This window comes from Pseudomonas sp. 1 R 17, assembly GCF_900067035.1.
Taxonomy (GTDB): domain Bacteria; phylum Pseudomonadota; class Gammaproteobacteria; order Pseudomonadales; family Pseudomonadaceae; genus Aquipseudomonas; species Aquipseudomonas marginalis.
Window position 1 is genome coordinate 48,076 of sequence record NZ_FKLB01000058.1, and the last position, 19,818, is coordinate 67,893.

The window sequence follows — 19,818 nt, forward strand, 5'->3', positions numbered from 1 at the left end:
CTTTATTTCTCCTATATCCGCCAGCTTACGAAAGGCTGGACAGGTAGTCGTCGTAACCAAATTCACGAACCACTTCGACTGTACCGTCGAGTTGTTTCACTACGATGGACGGCATTTTCAGGCCGTTGAACCAATTTTTCTTGACCATGGTGTAGCCCGCGGTGTCGATGAACGACAGCCGATCGCCGATGGCCAGCGGACGATCAAATTGATACTCGCCGAAGATGTCCCCGGCCAGGCAGGATTTGCCGCACACCATGTAGGTGTGTTCACCCTCGCTCGGCGCCAGCTTGGCGTTGAGGCGATAGATCAGCAGGTCCAGCAGGTGGGCTTCGATGGAGCTGTCCACGACGGCGAGGTTTTTGCCGTTGTAGAGGGTGTCGAGCACGGTGACTTCCAGGGAGGCGCTGTTGGTGATCGCCGCTTCGCCGGGTTCCAGGTAGACCTGCACGTCGTACTTCTGCGAGAACGCCTTGAGGCGCTGGCAGAAGGCGTCGATGGCATAGCCTTCACCGGTGAAGTGGATGCCGCCGCCGAGGCTGACCCAGTTGACCTTGTGCAGCAGCGCGCCGAAGCGTTCTTCGATGGTGTTGAGCATCTGGTCGAACAGGTTGAAATCGCCGTTCTCGCAGTTGTTGTGGAACATGAAGCCGGAGATCTGCTCGATCACGCCTTCGATCTTCACCGGGTCCCATTCGCCCAGGCGGCTGAACGGACGCGCCGGGTCGGCCAGCAGGTAGTCGGAGCTGCTCACCTGCGGGTTGACGCGCAGGCCGCGGGTCTTGCCTTCGCTGCGTTCGGCAAAACGCTGCAGCTGGCTGATGGAGTTGAAGATGATCTTGTCGCAGTTATCGAGCATCTCTTCGATTTCATCATCGGCCCAGGCCACGCTGTAGGCGTGCGCCTCACCTTCGAACTTCTGGCGACCGAGCTTCAACTCATACAGCGACGACGAGGTAGTGCCGTCCATGTATTCCTGCATCAGGTCGAACACCGACCAGGTGGCAAAGCACTTGAGCGCCAGCAGGGCCTTGGCGCCGGACTGCTCGCGCACGTAAGCAATCTTCTGCATGTTGACCAGAAGCTTCTGTTTATCGATGAGGTAGTACGGCGTTTTGATCATTTTTGAGAGCCTGCGGCGGTGCCTGCCAAAAAAGGACACGCATTGTGCCCGCACTTGGATCGAATCGAAAGGTTAGTGGGCGGATTTTGCTGCGCCGCTTTTAATCTGACCTGCCAATGTGACAGCCCGTGGGTATGATGAGCCACTGGGGTGACGACACGACGTTGGGATGACGAGAGGTGAGAATGGACGCGTGGACACTGCACTGGTTGGAAGCATCGGGCTCGTTGGCCACGCATCGCAAGGAATTGATGCAAGCGTTCGATGTTGCCTACCGGGGGATCTCCCAAGTGATGCCACCACCACGCTTGGATGTTCTGATTCAACGGCTGCCGGGCGAAACCATCCCGGAGTTGGGCCTGGTTGGCCGTGCTTATCGCAGCACGATGTTCTCCCTGACCCTGGACCCCGACAACCCAAATTTCGCCACGAGCCTCGAAGGCGGCGCAATGAGTCGGCATGTGGTGCATGAGGTGCATCATTGCCTGCGCATGGCTGGACCGGGGTATGGCTGGACGCTGGGGGAGGCCCTGGTCAGCGAAGGTCTGGCGGGACGGTTTGTACAGCATGTGCTGGGCAGCGAAGCCGAGGCGTGGGAGAGGGCGTTCAGCCTTGATGCACTCAGGCGTTTTCCTGCACACCTTAGAGAGCTTGAGGCGACGTACTACGATCACAGCACCTGGTTTTTTGGCACCGGCGACAAGCCTCGATGGCTGGGGTATGCCTTGGGTTATCAGGTGGTCGGATTATGGTTGGCATCGGTAGGAGCGCCTGATGCAGATACCTGGCTCAACGTTTCAGCCAAAGACATCCTGGCGATCGCGGCTGAGGAGGGCCTGGTGATTCGTGCCTGACGAGGACCGGCGGATAGAGCCAGCAGGCTTGCCTGCTTTCAGCGCGATCGCATGTAGCTACCGTCCTATCCAACACCGCGCAAACCCGCGGCGTCGAGCCCCGGCGAGGCTGCGTCGGCCGCGGCTCGATCCTGAATCGGCAGCGCGCCCGACGCAGCCTCGCTTGCGCTCGGCAGCTGCTACGGGGGTGAGGCCGTGAGGTGGATTGGTTTTCGTAGCAGCTGTCGAGCCCCGGCGAGGCTGCGTCGGCCGCGACTCGATCCTGAATCGGCAGCGCGCCCGACGCAGCCTCGCTTGCGCTCGGCAGCTGCTACGGGGGGTGGGGCCGTGAGGTGGATTGGTTTTCGTAGCAGCTGTCGAGCCCCGGCGAGGCTGCGTCGGCCGCGGCTCGGACTTGAATCGGCAGCGCGCCCGACGCAGCCTCGCTTGCGCTCGGCAGCTGCTACGGGGGTGAGGCCGTGAGATGGATGCTTTTCGTAGCAGCTGTCGAGCCCCGGCGAGGCTGCGTCGGCCGCGACTCGATCCTGAATCGGCAGCGCGCCCGACGCAGCCTCGCTTGCGCTCGGCAGCTGCTACGGGGGTGTGGCCGTGAGGTGGATTGGTTTTCGTAAGAGCGTGCCCGGGCCTGGCTGCCATCAAACCGTCATCTGCCCACCACCTTCCTGCCACATTTCGCCGTTACTGTCCTCGCCAATGAGATCGATCTCAAGCGAGTGACCATGACTGATTTGAAAGACGTCGCGCGACTGGCCGGCGTTTCCCGCGCGACTGCCGCTCGTACCTTTGCCTCCCCCGACCAGGTGCGCCCGGCGACCCGTGAGCAGGTGTTCGCCGCTGCCCGGGAGTTGGGGTTTCGGCCCAACCTGCTCGGCCGCCAACTGCGCCTGCAAACGACCCAGTTGATCGGCGTGGTGGTGCCCAACCTGCTCAACCCGGTGTTCGCCGAACAGTTCCAGGCCATGGAGCGTGCCGCACGTTTGCGTGGCTACAGCCTGGTGCTGGCGACCACCGACTACAGCAGCGAGCGCGAGTGCATCGTAGTGGAAGAACTGCTGCGCCAGCGCGTCGATGGCCTGGTGCTGACGGTCACCGATGCCGAAAGCAACAGCGTGCTCAGCAGCCTGAATACCGAACGGACGCCGTTCGTGCTGGCCTATCACCAACCGAGCAACCCCAACTACAGCGCCGTGTCGGTGGACAACCGCGCCGGCATGGCCTTGGCCACGCGTTACCTGCTGGAGGCCGGTCATCGACGCATCAGCATGGTCGCCGGCCCCGCCTTGCAGTCCGACCGCGCACGCCTGCGCTATGCCGGTTACTGCGACGCGATGAAGGCATACGGTCTCAAAAGCCGCGCGGTGATCGAAATGCCCGCCCATACCCAGGCTGAATTCGCTGCCATCCAGCCGTACCTCAACGGCCCCGACGCCCCCAGCGCGCTGGTGTGTTCCAACGATTTCCTGGCTATCAGCCTGATCGCCGAGCTGCGCCGCAACGCCTGGAATGTACCTGGGCAACTGTCGGTGATGGGCTTTGACGGCATCGCCCTCGGCACCCAGATGCACCCGACCCTGTGCAGCGTGGTACAGCCCATCGCGCTGCTGGCCAGCACGGTGATTGACCAACTGCTGGCGCAGATCGCCGGCAACGATCCCATTTCCCATTGCCTGCCTTGCCATATCCGGCCGGGCGAAAGTACCCAACCCTTTGAGGAGTCCCTTGATGCGCGCATTCAGTAAAACCCTGGCCACCGTGCTGCTCTGCGGTGTGGCCAGCCTGGCCCAGGCCGCCGACACCGCGATTTGCTACAACTGCCCGCCGGACTGGGCCGACTGGGGCACCCAGCTCAAGGCCATCGCCGCCAGCACCGGTGTGCAGGTGCCGCTGGACAACAAGAACTCCGGCCAGTCCCTGGCGCAACTGGTGGCCGAAAAGGCCGCGCCCGTCGCCGACGTGGTCTACTACGGCGTGACCTTCGGCTTGCAGGCGCAAAAGGCCGGCGTGGTCGAGGGTTATAAGCCCAAGGGCTGGGAACAGATCCCCGCCGGGTTGAAAGACCCCGCCGGCCAGTGGTTTGCGATCCACTCCGGCACCCTGGGCATCATGGTCAACGTCGAGGCATTGGGTGGCCTGCCGGTGCCGCAAAGCTGGGCCGACCTGCTCAAGCCTGAATATAAAGGCATGGTCGGCTACCTGGACCCGTCCAGCGCCTTCGTCGGTTACGTCTCTGCCGTGGCGATCAACCGCGCAATGGGCGGCGACCTGGACAACTTCGCCCCGGCCATCGACTACTTCCAGAAACTGGCGAAAAACGCCCCCATCGTGCCCAAGCAGACCGCCTATGCGCGGGTACTGTCCGGCGAGTTGCCGATCCTGGTGGACTACGACTTCAACGCCTACCGCGCCCGCTACAAGGACAACGCCAACGTCGCCTTCGTGATCCCCAAGGAAGGCAGCATCAGCGTGCCCTATGTGATGAGCCTGGTGGCCAACGCACCGCACCGCGCCAATGGCGAGAAGGTGCTGGACTTCGTATTGTCGGACCAAGGCCAGGCCCTCTGGGCCAAGGCGTACTTGCGCCCGGTACGCCCAGTGAACATGCCGGCCGACGTCGCCGCGCAGTTCCTGCCCGACAGCGATTACGCCCGCGCCGGTGTGGTGGACTATCAGAAAATGGCCGCTGTGCAGGAAGCCTTCGCCGCCCGTTACCTGAACGAGGTCAAGTAAGTGGCTGCATCGGCAAAACAAGCGGCCTGGGCGCTGGCCCCGGCCTTTGCGGTGCTGTTCGCGTTCTGGCTGTTGCCGCTGGCTCACTTGATGCTGCTCGGCGCCGATAGCCGCGACAGCCACGGCAGCGGCTATTGGCAGGTGCTCAGCAGCGCGCAGTACCTGGGCAGCCTGGCGCAGACCTGCGTGCTGGCCATCGTGGTGACGTTCACCGCGTTGTTGATCGGTGGCATCAGCGGCGTGTTCCTCGCGCGCCAGCAGTTTTTCGGGCGCTCGGCGTTGGTGGCGTTGCTCACGTTTCCCCTGGCGTTTCCGGGGGTGGTGGTGGGCTTCCTGGTGATCCTGCTGGCCGGGCGCCAGGGGTTGCTGGCGTCCCTGGGCCTGCAATTGGCCGGTGAGCGCTGGATCTTTGCCTACTCGCTGGCCGGGCTGTTTGTCGGCTACCTGTACTTCTCGATTCCGCGGGTGATCCTCACGGTGATGGCCGCGTGCGAAAGCCTCGACCGCAGCCTGGAAGAAGCCGCGCATTCGCTGGGAGCAGGGCACTGGCGGGTGGTCTGCGACGTGATCGTGCCGGGCCTGGCGCCGGCGTTGGCGTCCTGCGGTGCGATCTGCTTCGCCACGTCCATGGGCGCGTTCGGCACCGCGTTCACCTTGGGCACGCGCCTGAATGTAACCCCGGTGGCGATCTACAATGTATTCACCAACTACGCCAATTTTGCCGTCGCCGCCGCGTTGTCGGTGGTGCTCGGCGCGGTGACCTGGGCGGTGCTGTTGCTCACGCGACGCCTGGTGAAAAATGCGGGGACGGTCTTGTGAAACGCTCATCGCTGTTTGTGATGCAACTGCTGTTCACCCTGCTGGTGTGCGCGTTCATGCTGGTGCCGGTGCTGATGTCGTTGCTGGCCGGGTTGACGCGCAATTTCTTCGTCGGCCTGTCCAGCGGCCTGACGTTCGACTGGCTGATCCAGGTATGGCAGGCCTATTCGCCCACCGTATGGCTGTCGTTGCAATTGGCCCTGGCGTGCGCGGTGTGTGTCTGCGTGATCGGCGTGCCGGCGGCCTATGCGCTGGTGCGCATGAACAACCGCTTCAGCCGTGCCTTCGAAGAGCTGATGGTGCTGCCCGTGGCGATGCCGGGGCTGGCCAGTGCGCTGGCGTTGCTGCTCACCTATGGCCAGTTCGGCACGTTTCGCAGCAGTTGGCTGTTCATCCTGGTCGGCCATGTGTTGTTCACCTTGCCGTTCCTGGTACGTCCGGTGATGGCGGTGATGCAACGCCAGCAACTGCCGGTGCTGGAAGAGGCGGCGGCCAGTCTGGGCGCCGGGCCGATCAGGCGCTTTTTCAGCGTGGTGGTGCCCAACTGCCGGGCGGGGATTCTGGCGGGCGTGCTGATGGTGGTGACCTTGTCGTTGGGGGAGTTCAACCTGACCTGGATGCTCCACACGCCGATGACCAAGACATTGCCCGTGGGCCTGGCCGACAGCTACGCCTCGGCGCGCCTGGAAATCGCCAGCGCCTATACCCTTATCTTTTTGCTGATGATCGTGCCGCTGCTGATTGCGTTGCAGGCCATCAGCGCTCGTTTGTCCCGTGGAGAGCGTCGATGACCGCTATCACTATCCGCCTGCAAGGCTGTCGCAAGGCATTCGCCGACGGCACCGTGGCTGTGCATGACCTGAACCTGACCGTCGAAGGCGGTGAGACCCTGGCGATCCTCGGCCCGTCCGGCTGCGGCAAGACCACCACCTTGCGCCTGATTGCCGGCCTGGAACGCCCGGATGTGGGCCAGGTTTTTTTCGGCACCGACGACGTCACCCGCCTGCCCATCGAGCGCCGCGACGTGGGCATGGTGTTCCAGAACTACGCGCTGTTTCCCAACCTCGATGTGGCCGGCAATATCATCTACGGCTTGAAGATTCGCGGCATGGCGCCGCTTGCGCGGAACAAGCGCTGTGAGGAACTGCTGGAGTTGGTCGGCCTGCAACAGCATGGCAAGCGCAGCATCCACGAATTGTCCGGTGGCCAACGTCAACGGGTGGCCCTGGCCCGTGCCCTGGCGCCGCGCCCTAAAGTGCTGTTGCTGGATGAACCGCTGGCCGCCCTGGATGCGCAATTGCGTGAGCGCCTGCGCAGCGAGCTGAATGAACTGCTGCGCGGCCTCGGTATCACCTCGGTATTTGTCACCCACGACCAGGGCGAAGCCATGGCCCTGGGCGATCGTATCCTGGTGATGGAGCACGGCCGCGTCGCGCAACTGGCCAGCCCACGGGAGATCTACCAAAAGCCGGCGAATGCCTTCGTCGCCGGTTTTGTCGGCAACCTCAATGCCTTTGCCGTCACCTCGCGAACAGCCCATGGCCTGAAAGTCTGCGGCGGCGAGTTGCCGTGGCAGGCCGTCGACGTGCCCAACACGGTGTACTGCCGCCCCGAACACTTGCGGGTGATGGAGAGCGAAGGGCACTTGCACGGCCATCTATTGGCGCAGTTTTTCCAGGGCGCGCAAAGCCGCCTGTTGGTGGACGTGGGCGGCCCGCAACCGCTGCTGGTGGACAGCAGCGACAACCACCTGTACGCCGTCGGCGCGCCGATTGCCCTGGCGATTGCGCCGCACATGTTGTTCACCCTGAATGCGTGAGAGTTTGCTTGTGAATCGTCCGTTTCTTGTTGCGCAAATCAGCGACCTGCACCTTAAAGCCGGCCAGCGCCTGACGTATGGGGTGGTCGATACCCTGGGCGCGCTGCGCCGTGCCGTCGACCATTTGAACGCCAGCCACCCACGGCCCGATATCGTGGTGGTCAGCGGTGACCTGGTGGACTTCGGCCGCGCCGATGAATACGCCGTGCTGCACCCCGAACTCGCGCGCCTGCACATGCCGTGCTACCTGGTGCCCGGCAACCACGACACACGCGGTCCGTTGCTCGAGGCATTCCGTGATCACGCCTATTTGCCGTTGTCGGCAGAGGGGCCGTTGGACTGGGTGGTGGACGAGCATCCGCTGCGCTTGATCGGCCTGGACTCGACTATCCCGGGTGGGCACGGCGGCCAGCTACTGGACAGCCAATTGCACTGGTTGGACGCGCAACTGGCACGACGCCCGGACGTGCCGACGTTGCTGATCCTGCACCATCCACCGTTTATCAGCGGCATCGGCCATATGGACCGCGAACCCTTTATCAACGCTGCGGCGCTGGAAGCAGTTGTGTCTCGCCACCCGCAAGTGGAACGCCTGCTGTGCGGGCACCTGCACCGACCGATGCAACGACGCTTTGGCGGCAGCTTGAGTTGTGTGTGCCCCGGTACTTCCCATCAGATTGTGCTGGACCTGCAGGACGCCGCGCCCGCGCATTTCAACCTGGAGCCGGCGGGGTATCTGTTGCATCGCTGGGATGCGCAACAGGGCCTGATCAGCCACAACGGCGTGTTCGGGGATTACCCGGGGCCGTACCCGTTTTATGACGCTCATGGATTGATTGACTGAGGTTTACGGAGGTTTCACTTCACTCAACTCGCTAACAACTAAGCAACTGAATAACCGTTAACGCCGCGGCCAACTTCACATTTGGCCGACGGCATCCTGCTGCCCATTTTTTGCGCCCGGAACCTGGGTTCCGCGCCGGAGTTCGTCCTGATGAAAGCCACGTTGAATGTATTAAGTGTATTGACCGGCGGCCTGGGCATTGCCCTGAGCCCCTTGGCGTCTGCTGACTTTTTGAGCGACAGCAAAGCCAACTTGAGCATGCGTAACTTCTACTTCAATAACGACAACCGCGACGGCACGGCGGCACCGTCGAAGACCGAAGAGTGGGGCCAGGCCTTTATCCTCAACTACCAGTCGGGCTTTACCGACGGCACCGTCGGCTTTGGCCTGGACGCCATCGGCATGCTCGGCGTGACCCTCGACAGCAGCGCCGCGCGCCATGTCGGCAGCTCGATGATCCCCACCGAAGACGGCAAGGCCACGGATAACTGGGCCCGTGGTGGCGCGACGGCCAAGGCACGCTTTGCCAAGACCGAAGCGCGCTACGGCTACCTGCGCCCGAACCTGCCGATCCTGGTGAGCAACGACGGCCGCCTGTTGCCGCAGTCGTTCGAAGGCGGGCAGGTCACCAGCAAGGACATCGACAACCTGACCCTGGTCGGCGGCCAGCTTGAGCACACCACCGGTCGCGGTTCCAGCGACCGCAGTGGCCTGGCAGCGGCGGGCGGTACCCAGGAAAGCAATAAATTTACCTACGCCGGTGCGGACTACCAGCTGACCAAGGACCTGATGGTCCAGTACTACTACGCCAACCTCGAAGACTATTACCAACAACACTTCGCCGGGTTGATCCACGTATTGCCGTTGGGCGAATACGGCTCATTGAAAACCGACCTGCGCTACTTCAAGACCAGCTCCGACGGTAAAAACAGCAGCGCCGCCGGCCGTGCCGAAGGCTATAAGCTGGGCGGCTATACCAAGAACGGTAACGGTGAAATCGACAACAACACCTGGAGCGCCGCGTTCATCTACTCCCTGGGCCCGCACGCGATCACTGCCGGTTACCAGCAAGTCTCGGACGACAGCAACTTCGCCCAACTCAACCAGGGCGGCCTGGTGAACAAAGGCGAGGGCGGTGCCAGCCTGTACCTCTACACCGACCGTACCGTACAGACCTTCATCCAGGCCGGCGAACGCACCGGCTTTGCCCAGTACGCCTACGACTTCGCGTCGCTGGGTGTACCCGGCCTGAAGGCCTCGGTCATGTACCTCAAGGGCGAGCACATCCTCACCACCAGCGGCAACGACGCCAGCGAGTGGGAGCGGGACATCTCGTTGGATTACGTGGTGCAGAGCGGCACGTTCAAGAACGTCGGCTTCGGCTGGCGTAACGGCGTGTCACGCAGTGAAGTGGCGCGGGACCAGGACCAGAATCGGGTGTTTGTGAGTTATTCGATTCCGTTGATGTAGTACCGCTGAGCCCCTCATCTTTGTAGGAGCGAGCTTGCTCGCGAAAAATGTCAACGATAACGCGCCTGTTCAGAATGCCAGCGGTGTCCTTGGGTTCTTCGCGAGCAAGCTCGCTCCTACAGGGGGGCTTGCTCACGTCACCCGATTCCTGCCCGCGCCCTTGGCCTCATACAAGCGCATGTCCGCGCGCTTGAGCAATGCCAGGGAGTCGCGGTCAGAAGGCTCGGCCACGCCCACGCCGATACTCACGGTCAGGCGACCCACGCTTGGGAACACTGCCGCCTCGACAGCCACACGGATCTTTTCGGCGACCACGTCAGGGCTGTCCGGCGCTTCGACTTCCGGCAGCAGCACGGCGAATTCTTCTCCGCCATAACGGGCAACGAAGTCGGTGGCGCGCGTGGTGTTTTCTATCAGGGCTGCCAGTTGGCACAGCACATCGTCACCGATGGCATGGCCGTAGGTATCGTTGACGCGCTTGAAATAGTCGGCGTCGATCAGCAGCAGGGCGAAGGTGCGGCCGGTACGTTGGAACAGCAGGCTGTTCTCGGCGAGTTTTTCGTCGAAGCGGCGCCGGTTGAACACGCCGGTGAGGGCGTCGTGGGTGGCCAGCTTGAGCAGGTCGGCGTTGGCCTGGGTGAGGTCGGCGGTGCGTTGCGCCACGGTGGCTTCCAGGGAGGCGTTGGCGTCTTGCAGTTCACGTTCCTTGGCGAGCAGCGATTGCGTCATGCCGGTGAGCGATTGTCCCAGTTGGGCAATCTCCAGCACCGGGTGTTCCTGGGGGAAGACCGCGCCGGGCTGATGGTCCTGCACCTGTTTGGCGGACTTTGCCAGGCGCTCGATGGGACGGCTGAGGGAGGAGGCGAGGTAATACGCGGCCACTACAAAAGTGATCGCCGCGAGCAGGCCGAGCACGAGCAATTTGTACAGCAGGCTGCGCGCCGGTTGCAGGGCTACGTCCAACGGCTGGCGCACCATGATGTACCAGTTCATCCTGGCGTTGGACGGGCTTGGCACGGCGACGGAGGCCGTGACGTAGCCGTTGCCGGAGAACCAGCCGGCCGACGTGAGCAGCTTGTCTGAGGGTATCTGTTCACCCGCGAGGGCTTCGGGGTAAAGCACCTTGCCATCGAAGTCGACAATCAAGGCCTCGATATCGGGGAGGGCGTCTTTTTGCGTTACGGCAGCAGTTTGGCCAGCAGCACTGCCTCGTGGGGATCGCCGGTGTACTCACCGCGCAGGCCGGCCTGGAACCATGCTGCACCGATTGATTGACCAGCAGCCCGTTGACGGCCTGGCGCACTTGGCCATCGGCGTCGGCGATGCCCATCCAGGCATATTCGGCGCGTGATTGCGTACGCAGTTCCATCAGCGTGAGGATATCCGGTGCGTCCAGGTCGCCCTTGCGCATGATCGGTGCTTTGCTCAACAAAGACACTTCCAGCTGGCGCTCGTGCAGTTGCACCGCCAACAGCGCTGCGGTCGAGCGCGCCGTGCTCAGCAGGGGGCTGGCGCTGGTGGGGTGTGCGTATTTCATGTTTTACGCGTTTTACCTGCACGTGATTGCGCCCTGAGATGAGTGGTTGAAATGGGCGGTTGTACTTCACGCGGAACCGTTGGCGCTCTCGGCACCAACTGTTCATTGTGGCAAAAAGCCGGACAACCACGGAGATCATGATTGTGATGACAGGAATTAATATTCAGCCATTTATACCGCCTTCCTACGCCCAGCCGAATGATGACACTGGCCAGAAACAGCCCGTCGACGCACCGGTTTTATCCAGGAGCAAGCGTGGGGTGGCCCTAGAGGCTGCGTTGTGGCCACAGTTTTCGACGGTCAGGATTTCTCTGATGGAGATGACCAAGGAACAGGAAAAATTCATCAAGGACAACATCAACAAATGGGCGCCGTATATCAACCTGAAACTGGAGTTCACCAAAGAGCTCGATGGCGATATCAGAATCAAGGCAGATAATGACCTCCTCGGTGGGAACTCCTATTACGGCACCCAAGGTAAACAAACGGCAGGTGCCGGTGAGCCTACGATGAATATCGGCTTCAAGGGTGGGCTGAATGAACTCAACGCTCGCGTGATAATGCATGAGTTCGGTCATGCATTGGGATTAGCCCATGAGCATCAGCACCCGGAAAATACACTCGACCTGAATTTTGAGCGGATTCGCAAATATCACACAGAGAAAAATGAGCCCTCGGCCCATGAATGGTTTTTCCCGTTCGACTCACAGACGGTTGTCACCTCCCCCTATGATCAAGCGTCCGTCATGCACTACACCATTCTCAAGGATTTTCGGAACAGTGGACATTATGTCGAGGGCGGCAGTGAGTTGTCAGAAGGCGACAAGCAATTTGCGCGCAAGCTCTATCCCATCCCCCGTCCTCCGGTACCGCCTCGTTGGTGGAACCTTTACAACGGACACGTCCCTTCTTCGCGAGCCTGAGCTGATCCCCCATTCAGACATCACCCAATGCGCCACCGCGAAAAGGGCGGGTTTGCAGCTTGTGATCATGAATTAAATTTGTGTTCGTATAAAATAAAATGAGTTTGTCTCACTATGATTGACTGCCGACAATGGCTCCCATCTCAACAGATTGGAGTTTTTTGTCATGGCAGTCGCTCATTCCCTCGGATTTCCGCGCATTGGACGCGATCGTGAACTGAAAAAAGCGCAGGAAGCGTTCTGGAAGGGCGAACTCGACGAAGCCGGCCTGCGGGCCGTCGGCCGGGAACTGCGCAAGGCCCACTGGGATCTGCAGAAACAGGCCGGTATCGAGTTGCTGCCCGCCGGTGATTTCGCCTGGTACGACCAGGTGCTGACCCACTCGCTGATGTTCGGTGTGATCCCCGAGCGTTTCCGTCCAGCCGACGGCAACGCCACCCTGCAGACGTTGTTCGGCATGGCCCGTGGCGTCAGCGACAGCTGCTGCGGCGGTGCCCATGCCCAGGAAATGACCAAGTGGTTCGATACCAACTACCACTACCTGGTGCCTGAATTCAGCGCCGACCAGCAATTTCACCTGGGTTGGGAGCAGTTGTTCGAAGAGGTGCAGGAAGCCCTCGACCTGGGCCACACCGTCAAGCCGGTGGTGATCGGCCCGCTGACCTACCTGTGGCTGGGCAAGGCCAAGGGGGGTGATTTCGACAAGCTCGACCTGCTTGAGCGTCTGCTGCCGTTGTACGGCCAGATCTTCCAGGGCCTGGCCGACCTCGGCGTGGAATGGGTGCAGATCGACGAGCCGATCCTGGTCCTCGACCTGCCGCAGGAATGGAAGAACGCGTTCGAGCGTGCCTACAACCTGATCCAGCGCGACCCGCTGAAAAAGCTGGTGGCGACCTACTTCGGCGGCCTGGAAGAGAACCTCGGCCTGGCCGCGAACCTGCCGGTGGATGGTCTGCACATCGACCTGGTGCGCGCGCCGGAGCAGTACCCGACCATTCTCGACCGCCTGCCGGCGTACAAGGTGCTGTCCCTGGGTGTGGTCAACGGCCGTAACGTCTGGCGTTGTGACCTGGAAAACGCTCTGGCCACCTTGCAGCACGCCCATGAAAAACTCGGTGATCGCCTGTGGGTGGCGCCATCCTGCTCGCTGCTGCACAGCCCGGTGGACCTGGGCCGTGAAGACCAGTTGGATGCCGAGCTGAAAAGCTGGCTGGCATTCGCCGTGCAAAAATGCGCTGAAGTGGCGGTGCTGGCGCAAGCGGTTAACCAGCCTGAAGCGCCCAACGTCCTTGCTGCCCTGGCCGAAAGCCGCGCGGTGCAGGCGGCCCGCGCGGTCTCGCCGCGTATCCACAAGCCTGCGGTACAGGCGCGGGTGGCGGCGATTACCCGCCAGGACAGCCAGCGCCAGTCGCCGTTTACCCAGCGTATCGAGAAACAACGTGCGGGCCTGAACCTGCCGCTGTTTCCGACCACCACCATCGGTTCGTTCCCGCAGACCGCATCGATCCGCCTGGCGCGGCAGTCCTACAAACAGGGCAAGTTGAGCCAGGCCGAATACGTCGAAGCCATGCACAGCGAGATTCGTCACGCCGTCGAGGTGCAGGAAAACCTCGGTCTGGATGTGCTGGTGCACGGGGAAGCCGAGCGCAACGACATGGTCGAGTACTTCGCCGAGCAGTTGGACGGCTATGTGTTCACCCGCTTCGGCTGGGTGCAGAGCTACGGTTCGCGTTGCGTGAAGCCGGCAGTGATCTTCGGCGACCTGAGCCGCCCGAAGGCGATGACGGTGGAGTGGATCCGCTACGCCCAAGGCCTCACCCGCAAGGTGATGAAGGGCATGCTGACCGGCCCTGTGACCATGCTGATGTGGTCGTTCCCGCGCGAAGACGTGAGCCGCGAAGTGCAGGCCCGCCAACTGGCCCTGGCGATTCGCGACGAAGTGGTCGACCTGGAAGCTGCCGGTATCCAGATCGTGCAGATCGACGAAGCCGCGTTCCGCGAAGGCTTGCCGTTGCGCCAGGCGCACTGGCAGGGGTACCTGGACTGGGCCACCGAAGTGTTCCGCCTGTGCGCCTCGGGCGTGCGGGATGAAACCCAGATCCATACGCACATGTGCTACAGCGAGTTCAACGATGTGATCGAGTCCATCGCGGCCATGGATGCCGACGTGATCACCATCGAGACGTCACGCTCGGACATGGAGCTGCTGGATGCGTTCGAAGCTTTCGCGTACCCCAATGACATTGGCCCAGGCGTCTACGACATCCACTCGCCACGGGTGCCGGATGCCTCGGAAATGGCCAACCTGTTGCGCAAGGCGGCGAAACGGATTCCTGCCGAGCGCCTGTGGGTGAACCCGGATTGCGGGTTGAAGACGCGGGGGTGGCCGGAGACGGAGGCGGCGTTGATTCATATGGTCACTGCAGCTCGCCAGCTACGCGCTGAGTTGGCTTGATATCGTAAAAAATGTGGGAGGGGGCTTGCTGTGGTGAGCGGGCTTGCCCCGCGCTGGGCCGCGCAGCAGCCCCAGTAAAGCAGAATGCGGTATATCAGAAACTCCATAGCGGCTGTTTTGGGGCCGCTACGCGGCCCAACGCGGGACAAGCCCGCTCGCCACAGGGGGAACTCGCCAGTCTCTGAAAATTGTGTAGATACCTATGCCACGATGAGTATGGGCGAGCTCCCACATTTGGATCCGTGTCAGGTCAGAGGTATTTGAGCCAGGCCAGGTCGCGCCGCCGCGCCTTGAGCCCGGCGAACCAGCGCACCGGCGGGTAGAGCGCCAGGGGTAATACTAGCGCCATCAGCCACACCGCGCCCATGCTGTCGAAGCCAAAGTAGTTGCCCTGGTTCAGGCCAAGCAGCGCGACACAGGCGACATACAGCACTTTCAGCACATAAAGGTGCAACAGGTAAAAGAACATCGGCACGGATCCAAACACCGCCAACACGCCGATCCAGCGTCGATGCCCCGCGCGTTCAAACGCCAGCAACAGTAACAGTCCAATGCCCAGGGTCAACGCCAGGAACAGCAGCGAAGGCGGGTACTTGGTGACGTTGAAAAAGCTCATCAGCGTCTGCACGCCGTTGTCATACGCCTGCCAGGGTTTCTCGCCGTAGCCATTGAGCCCACGCAACAGCACAAACCCCAGCAACGCACCCAAGCCGCCGAGCAGCAAATACCGCTGGCGCACGGCAGGCCGCGTGGCATTGGCAAACCACGGTCCCAGGCCGTAACCCAGGGCAATCACGCCGATCCACGGCAGTACCGGGTAGGTCGTGCGCAGGCGCAGGGTGTCGGACACGTCAATCCAACTGCGTTCATGCAGGATCGTCCACGGAATATGCAGCGCCGAGCCTGGGTCGAAGTGCAGGCCATCCAGCAGGTTGTGCCCGCCGATGATCACCAGCGCCAGCACGATCAACAGCGGGCGCGGCAACCACACCAGGGCGGCGAGGGCGAGCATGCTGATGCCAATCGCCCAGATCACCTGCAGATAGATCACGCTGGGCGGCAACTGGAAGGTCCAGGCGAAGTTGACCAGGGTGAACTCCAGCACCACCAGGAACAACCCGCGCTTGAACAGGAACGCCGACACATCGCGGCGGCCCTGGTATTTCTGGCCGTATAAAAACGCGGATAAGCCCGTGAGCAACACAAACACCGGCGCGCACAGGTGGGCGAGGGTGCGGCTGATAAACAACGCGGGCTCGGTGCTGTCGATGCTCATCGGGTCGCTGACCTGGCGATGCAGCAGGAAGGTCTCGCGTACGTGGTCGAGCAGCATGAACAGGATCACCAGGCCGCGCAGGGCGTCGATGGAGAGCAGGCGTTGGCGCAGGGGAACGGCATCGGTCATGGGCGGGATCACAGGGCAGGGCGGAAAATTGGCGTTATCCTATAACATTAATCGACGCGTTGCCCTCCATTGATCCCGCTTCTGATACCTTCAGTAAACCCATACCCGGAGCCCCTGAGCATGAGCACCCCTCAAACCGTCATCGACTTCTGGCAGCACGCCGGCCCCAAGCGCTGGTTCGCCAAGGACGATGGGTTCGACGCCACCTTCCGCGACACCTTCCACGCCACCCACCTGCAGGCCGCCCGGCGCGAGCTGGAAAGCTGGCTGGATTCAGCCGAAGGCGCCTTGGCCTTGCTGATCCTGCTCGACCAATACCCACGCAACGCCTTTCGCGGCACCGCGCACATGTTTGCCACCGACCCGCTCGCGCGTCTGTATGCCGCGCGCATGGTGGACGCCGGGCTCGACCAGCAGGTGGAGCCGGCATTGCGCGCGTTCTGTTATTTGCCGTTCGAACACTCGGAAGACCCAAGGGACCAGCAACGCTCCCTGGCCCTCAACCAGCCACTGGACGCCAACACTTACCGCTGGGCCAAGGAACACGCGCAGATCATCGAGCGCTTCGGGCGTTTTCCCCATCGCAATGCGGTGCTGGCCAGGGTCACCACGGATGAAGAGCGCGCCTTTCTGGACAAGGGCGGGTTTGCCGGTTAACCCGCTATTCCGCCCGGGAATGCCCCCATAAAAACCGCGCATTGTCTTTCTCGGCGCGCATCTCGTAGCGTAGGGCTTCACCCAAGGAGCCCCGTTATGAACCAGCCCCCGTTGCGCCTCTACGTTGATTCGCTCTACACCAGCCCGTACGCGATGTCGGTGTTCGTCACCCTGCGGGAAAAAGGCCTGGCCTTCGACCTGGTCACCCTGGACCTGGACACCGCGCAAAACCAGACAGCCGACTTTGCCCAGCTATCCGTGACCCAGCGCGTGCCGACCCTGGTGGAAGGCGATTTTGCCTTGTCGGAATCCTCCGCGATTACCGAATACCTGGACCAGGCCTACCCCGAGACAGCCGTGTACCCGGCCGATCCCAAACAGCGGGCGAGGGCACGACAGGTGCAGGCGTGGTTGCGCAGTGATTTGCTGCCGATTCGCCAGGAGCGTTCGACCCTGGTGGTGTTTTATGGGCAGAAAATGCCGCCGTTGTCAGCCGACGCCCAAGGGGCAGCCCGGCGCTTGATCAGTGCGGCGCAGGTGCTGTTGGCGGGCAACCCTTCGTACTTGTTCGGTGAGTGGTGCATTGCTGACGTGGACCTGGCGGTGATGCTCAATCGCCTGATTCTCAACGGCGACAGCGTACCTGCCGAGTTGGTGGCTTATGCGCAGCGCCAGTGGCGCCGGCCGTCCGTGCAGGCGTGGGTCAACCTGCAACGTCCTGCGCTGTAGCGCTGGTCGTCATTTGCATGACGCGCCGGTCCAGGTCTTCCCAATCGGCCATGCCCAGCACCCGCGTGGTGTTCAAGCCACGCAGGTAGCCGCGCAACTGCTGGGCACTGGCGTGCACCTGGTCGGCCTCCGACGCCTCATCCAGCAGTACCTGTTCATACTCGACCAGGTAATCGGCGACCCGCTCGCGAAACTCCGGCAAGACGGCTTCGCGGATGCGGTCGAAGGTTTTCTGGTGAGGCTTCATGGCGTGGTCCTTATAGGTTTTATGTGAGCACTATCGGTTCAGATAATAGTCACCATCATGCAACGCAAGTTCTGTTTTTTCAGGAAAAGCGCAAAATCGTCTGCATCGAGACGCTGTTCAAGGAAATGCGCGATGAGGACGTTGATTCAGCTGGGTTTAATGATGCTGATGCTGGGCACTGTGATCGTCAACAACGCAGCGATCGCTGATGAATTGCGTGCAGGCCATTTGCTACCTATCGTCGGTAGCGTAGACTCCCTGCAGCATGCGCAATCGGTGGGGGTGTTGTTAAGCGATAACACCCGCGACAACCTCAGCTACCTTGAACGCTACCACGACATGGCCTTGAACGGCGCCAGGGATGCCCTTGACGCAGGTATCCGCGAGGCGTTCGTCAACAGCTCCGACCCGGAACTGGCCATTGATTGGTTGATGAGCTCGCTGCAGGGAACCTTTTTGTCGGTGACGGTCTACGACAACCTGGATGCCCTGGTGCAGGCTCGCCCCGATGTGGTGGTGATGCTCGATACCCATAACCAATTGCTGACCCAGCGCAACGATCAGGTCGAAGCGCGTTTTATCGCACGGTTTTATGACGCGAACCTGCAATACATCGCCAAGGCCGAAGGCTCGGTGCACAGGCAGGTGCCCTCGGTGTGGGTGCACGACAAGGCCGCACCGGAGATTGCCGCGCGGATCGAACAGCAGCGGGATGTGCAGCTCGATGCGTTGAAGCAGTTCGATGCCTCGCTCAAGGCGCTGGTTCGCGCGGGTTGATGTGAACCTTTATTTTTAGACTCAGGATTTTTTCATGCGCTCTTTTTTCGTACCGGTCGCGGCCCTGTTGCTGGCCGGTTGTGTTTCCGCTCCCAATAATCCGACCTTGACCCTGCAAACCGGCAAGAGCCCGGATGACTATGTGCAATGCCTGCTTCCCAAGCTGGAAAAGCACGGCATCACGTCGACGGTGACCCAGAACTCGCGCCACGCCAAGCTGGTGTTGACCAGCAAGATTGCCGCCGATGACGTGCTGGAGGTCTACAAGGCGGGGGACGGCGGCAAGGTGTTTTTGTATGAGCGCAAGCCGCTGGCGTCGACCATTACGCCGTCGCGGCTTGAACAGGTGGCGCAGGACTGCAGATAACCGATGTGGGAGGGGGCAAGCCCCAAGCCCGCTCACCACAGCGGTTCGATCCTGCTGCTGGCGGTGGTCATCGACCGCATGAAACAACGCTGATGGTGGTAAACAAGCCCGTCGTAGTGAGCGGGCTTGCCCCGCGCTGGGGCGCGAAGCGGCCCCAATACAGTCACTGCATTCTTCCAGGCTGAACCGGGTTGCGGGTTTTAGGGCCGCTTCGCGCCCCAACGCGGGCAAGCCCGCTCACCACAGTTACAGTGTTCCTCCTTAACTGACTGGCATTTGGGCAAGCCCCCTCCCACATTTGAATCTGCATAAGGCCTAAGGTCTGGCTTCATTGCTGAAGCTGTTAACCGTTTTCACCAGTCCTTGAGCCGCCAGCGCCACCAACTCCCCACCTTTCTCCACCGTCGCCAGCGCCGGGTCCGAGCCCATGCGCCCGTCGGGGAAGCGGGCGCGGAAGTCCAGGGCTTCACGGATCGGCCCGGTGTTGGCGATCTGCGGGGAGTAGTCGGCCGACTTGATCGCGTCCGGGTACGCCCACTGCGTCACCGCGATTTCCGAAGGCGTCGCATGGCTGCCATGGCCCACCGGGAATTGGCGGTGCGCCAGATCAGTGACGCCTTCCAAGTCCCACCAGTTCACCAGCTTCAACGCAAACCCGGCAGGGCGACGGCCGAAGCTCGCCTCGGCGTACAGCTCGGAAAACGCCGCTTCAATCGTGGCGATATTGCCGCCGTGACCGTTCAGGAACAGGATCTTGTCGAAACCATGCCCGGCCAGCGAGCGCACCCAGTCGCCAATCGCAGCGATAAAGGTGGAAGGGCGCAGGGAAATGGTGCCAGGGAAACCCAGGTGGTGCTGGGCCATGCCGATATTGAAGGTCGGGCCGATGAGGATGTCGGCGTTCTTTTGCGCCTCATGGGCGATGATTTCCGGGCACATCCAGTCGGTACCCAGCAGGCCGGTGGGGCCGTGTTGTTCGTTGGAACCGATGGGGATCACCACCGTGCGGCTGCGTTCCAGGAACTGCCCGATCTCGATCCAGGTCGATTGATGTAGAAGCATGCG

Annotated in this window: 18 protein-coding genes and 1 pseudogene; 14 read left to right on the plus strand and 5 right to left on the minus strand. The window is 61.8% G+C overall.

Annotated elements, in window-relative coordinates:
• Positions 1 to 25: 25 nt before the first annotated feature.
• Positions 26 to 1,123, minus strand: a complete 1,098-nt coding sequence (locus BFP99_RS21155; protein WP_027607243.1) for a carboxynorspermidine decarboxylase — start codon at positions 1,121 to 1,123, stop codon at positions 26 to 28.
• 185 nt (positions 1,124 to 1,308) lie between these two features.
• On the opposite strand from BFP99_RS21155, the gene BFP99_RS21160 reads away from it, so the two are divergent.
• The 8 genes from BFP99_RS21160 to BFP99_RS21195 all read left to right on the plus strand — a co-directional run bounded on the left by BFP99_RS21160 (position 1,309) and on the right by BFP99_RS21195 (position 9,656).
• Complete coding sequence (locus BFP99_RS21160; RefSeq protein WP_065948100.1) at positions 1,309 to 1,977, plus strand: DUF2268 domain-containing putative Zn-dependent protease; 669 nt, start codon at positions 1,309 to 1,311, stop codon at positions 1,975 to 1,977.
• A gap of 719 nt (positions 1,978 to 2,696) precedes the next feature.
• The gene (locus BFP99_RS21165) at positions 2,697 to 3,716 is read left to right on the plus strand and encodes a LacI family DNA-binding transcriptional regulator (protein ID WP_027607242.1); all 1,020 of its coding nucleotides are present in this window, start codon (positions 2,697 to 2,699) and stop codon (positions 3,714 to 3,716) included.
• On the plus strand, positions 3,700 to 4,704 hold the full coding sequence (locus BFP99_RS21170; protein WP_065924596.1) for an ABC transporter substrate-binding protein: 1,005 nt from the start codon (positions 3,700 to 3,702) through the stop codon (positions 4,702 to 4,704). Before BFP99_RS21165 ends, BFP99_RS21170 begins: the two co-directional genes overlap by 17 nt.
• Positions 4,705 to 5,523, plus strand: coding sequence for an ABC transporter permease (locus BFP99_RS21175; RefSeq protein ID WP_065948101.1), 819 nt, complete (start codon positions 4,705 to 4,707; stop codon positions 5,521 to 5,523).
• Positions 5,520 to 6,314 (plus strand): ABC transporter permease, encoded by a 795-nt coding sequence (locus BFP99_RS21180; RefSeq protein WP_065948102.1) that lies wholly within the window; start codon positions 5,520 to 5,522, stop codon positions 6,312 to 6,314. Before BFP99_RS21175 ends, BFP99_RS21180 begins: the two co-directional genes overlap by 4 nt.
• A complete protein-coding gene (locus BFP99_RS21185; RefSeq protein ID WP_065948103.1) occupies positions 6,311 to 7,342 on the plus strand; it encodes an ABC transporter ATP-binding protein in 1,032 nt (343 codons plus the stop codon). The genes BFP99_RS21180 and BFP99_RS21185 overlap by 4 nt, the downstream gene beginning before the upstream one ends.
• 10 nt (positions 7,343 to 7,352) lie before the next feature.
• Positions 7,353 to 8,186 carry a phosphodiesterase gene (locus BFP99_RS21190; protein WP_065924658.1) on the plus strand — a complete coding sequence of 278 codons (834 nt, stop codon included), beginning with the start codon at positions 7,353 to 7,355 and terminating at the stop codon, positions 8,184 to 8,186.
• 150 nt (positions 8,187 to 8,336) lie between these two features.
• Positions 8,337 to 9,656 (plus strand): OprD family porin, encoded by a 1,320-nt coding sequence (locus BFP99_RS21195; RefSeq protein WP_065948310.1) that lies wholly within the window; start codon positions 8,337 to 8,339, stop codon positions 9,654 to 9,656.
• A gap of 132 nt (positions 9,657 to 9,788) precedes the next feature.
• On the opposite strand, the pseudogene BFP99_RS21200 reads toward BFP99_RS21195, so the two are convergent.
• Positions 9,789 to 11,172 (minus strand): annotated as a pseudogene (locus BFP99_RS21200) (diguanylate cyclase); the annotation flags it as partial.
• Positions 11,173 to 11,330: 158 nt separating this feature from the next.
• Between BFP99_RS21200 and BFP99_RS21205 the strand changes: the two are divergent.
• Both BFP99_RS21205 and metE read left to right on the plus strand, forming a co-directional pair.
• On the plus strand, positions 11,331 to 12,116 hold the full coding sequence (locus BFP99_RS21205; RefSeq protein WP_065948104.1) for a M12 family metallopeptidase: 786 nt from the start codon (positions 11,331 to 11,333) through the stop codon (positions 12,114 to 12,116).
• A 166-nt stretch (positions 12,117 to 12,282) separates the two neighbouring features.
• Positions 12,283 to 14,571, plus strand: a complete 2,289-nt coding sequence (gene metE / locus BFP99_RS21210; protein WP_065948105.1) for a 5-methyltetrahydropteroyltriglutamate--homocysteine S-methyltransferase — start codon at positions 12,283 to 12,285, stop codon at positions 14,569 to 14,571.
• Between the two features lie 250 nt (positions 14,572 to 14,821).
• Here metE and BFP99_RS21215 read toward each other — a convergent pair whose 3' ends face one another.
• Positions 14,822 to 15,976, minus strand: a complete 1,155-nt coding sequence (locus tag BFP99_RS21215) for a DUF1624 domain-containing protein (RefSeq protein ID WP_065924602.1) — start codon at positions 15,974 to 15,976, stop codon at positions 14,822 to 14,824.
• Positions 15,977 to 16,096: 120 nt separating this feature from the next.
• Between BFP99_RS21215 and BFP99_RS21220 the strand changes: the two genes are divergently transcribed.
• Both BFP99_RS21220 and yfcF read left to right on the plus strand, forming a co-directional pair.
• A complete protein-coding gene (locus BFP99_RS21220; RefSeq protein ID WP_137212212.1) occupies positions 16,097 to 16,633 on the plus strand; it encodes a DUF924 family protein in 537 nt (178 codons plus the stop codon).
• Positions 16,634 to 16,729: 96 nt separating this feature from the next.
• Complete coding sequence (gene yfcF / locus BFP99_RS21225) at positions 16,730 to 17,362, plus strand: glutathione transferase (protein ID WP_065924603.1); 633 nt, start codon at positions 16,730 to 16,732, stop codon at positions 17,360 to 17,362.
• Here yfcF and BFP99_RS21230 read toward each other — a convergent pair.
• Entirely contained in the window at positions 17,337 to 17,609 is a 273-nt protein-coding gene (locus BFP99_RS21230; protein ID WP_065924604.1) for a hypothetical protein, read from the minus strand. The genes yfcF and BFP99_RS21230 overlap by 26 nt on opposite strands.
• 132 nt (positions 17,610 to 17,741) lie before the next feature.
• Here BFP99_RS21230 and BFP99_RS21235 point away from each other — a divergent pair, with 132 nt between their 5' ends.
• Both BFP99_RS21235 and BFP99_RS21240 read left to right on the plus strand, forming a co-directional pair.
• Positions 17,742 to 18,386, plus strand: a complete 645-nt coding sequence (locus BFP99_RS21235) for an ATPase (protein ID WP_065924605.1) — start codon at positions 17,742 to 17,744, stop codon at positions 18,384 to 18,386.
• Between the two features lie 34 nt (positions 18,387 to 18,420).
• The gene (locus tag BFP99_RS21240) at positions 18,421 to 18,753 is read left to right on the plus strand and encodes a hypothetical protein (protein WP_027607228.1); all 333 of its coding nucleotides are present in this window, start codon (positions 18,421 to 18,423) and stop codon (positions 18,751 to 18,753) included.
• 315 nt (positions 18,754 to 19,068) lie between these two features.
• Here the strand turns inward: BFP99_RS21240 and BFP99_RS21245 are convergent, their stop codons facing one another.
• Positions 19,069 to 19,815: a creatininase family protein gene (locus BFP99_RS21245; protein ID WP_027607227.1), complete on the minus strand. Its 747-nt coding sequence runs from the start codon at positions 19,813 to 19,815 to the stop codon at positions 19,069 to 19,071.
• Positions 19,816 to 19,818: the final 3 nt, after the last annotated feature.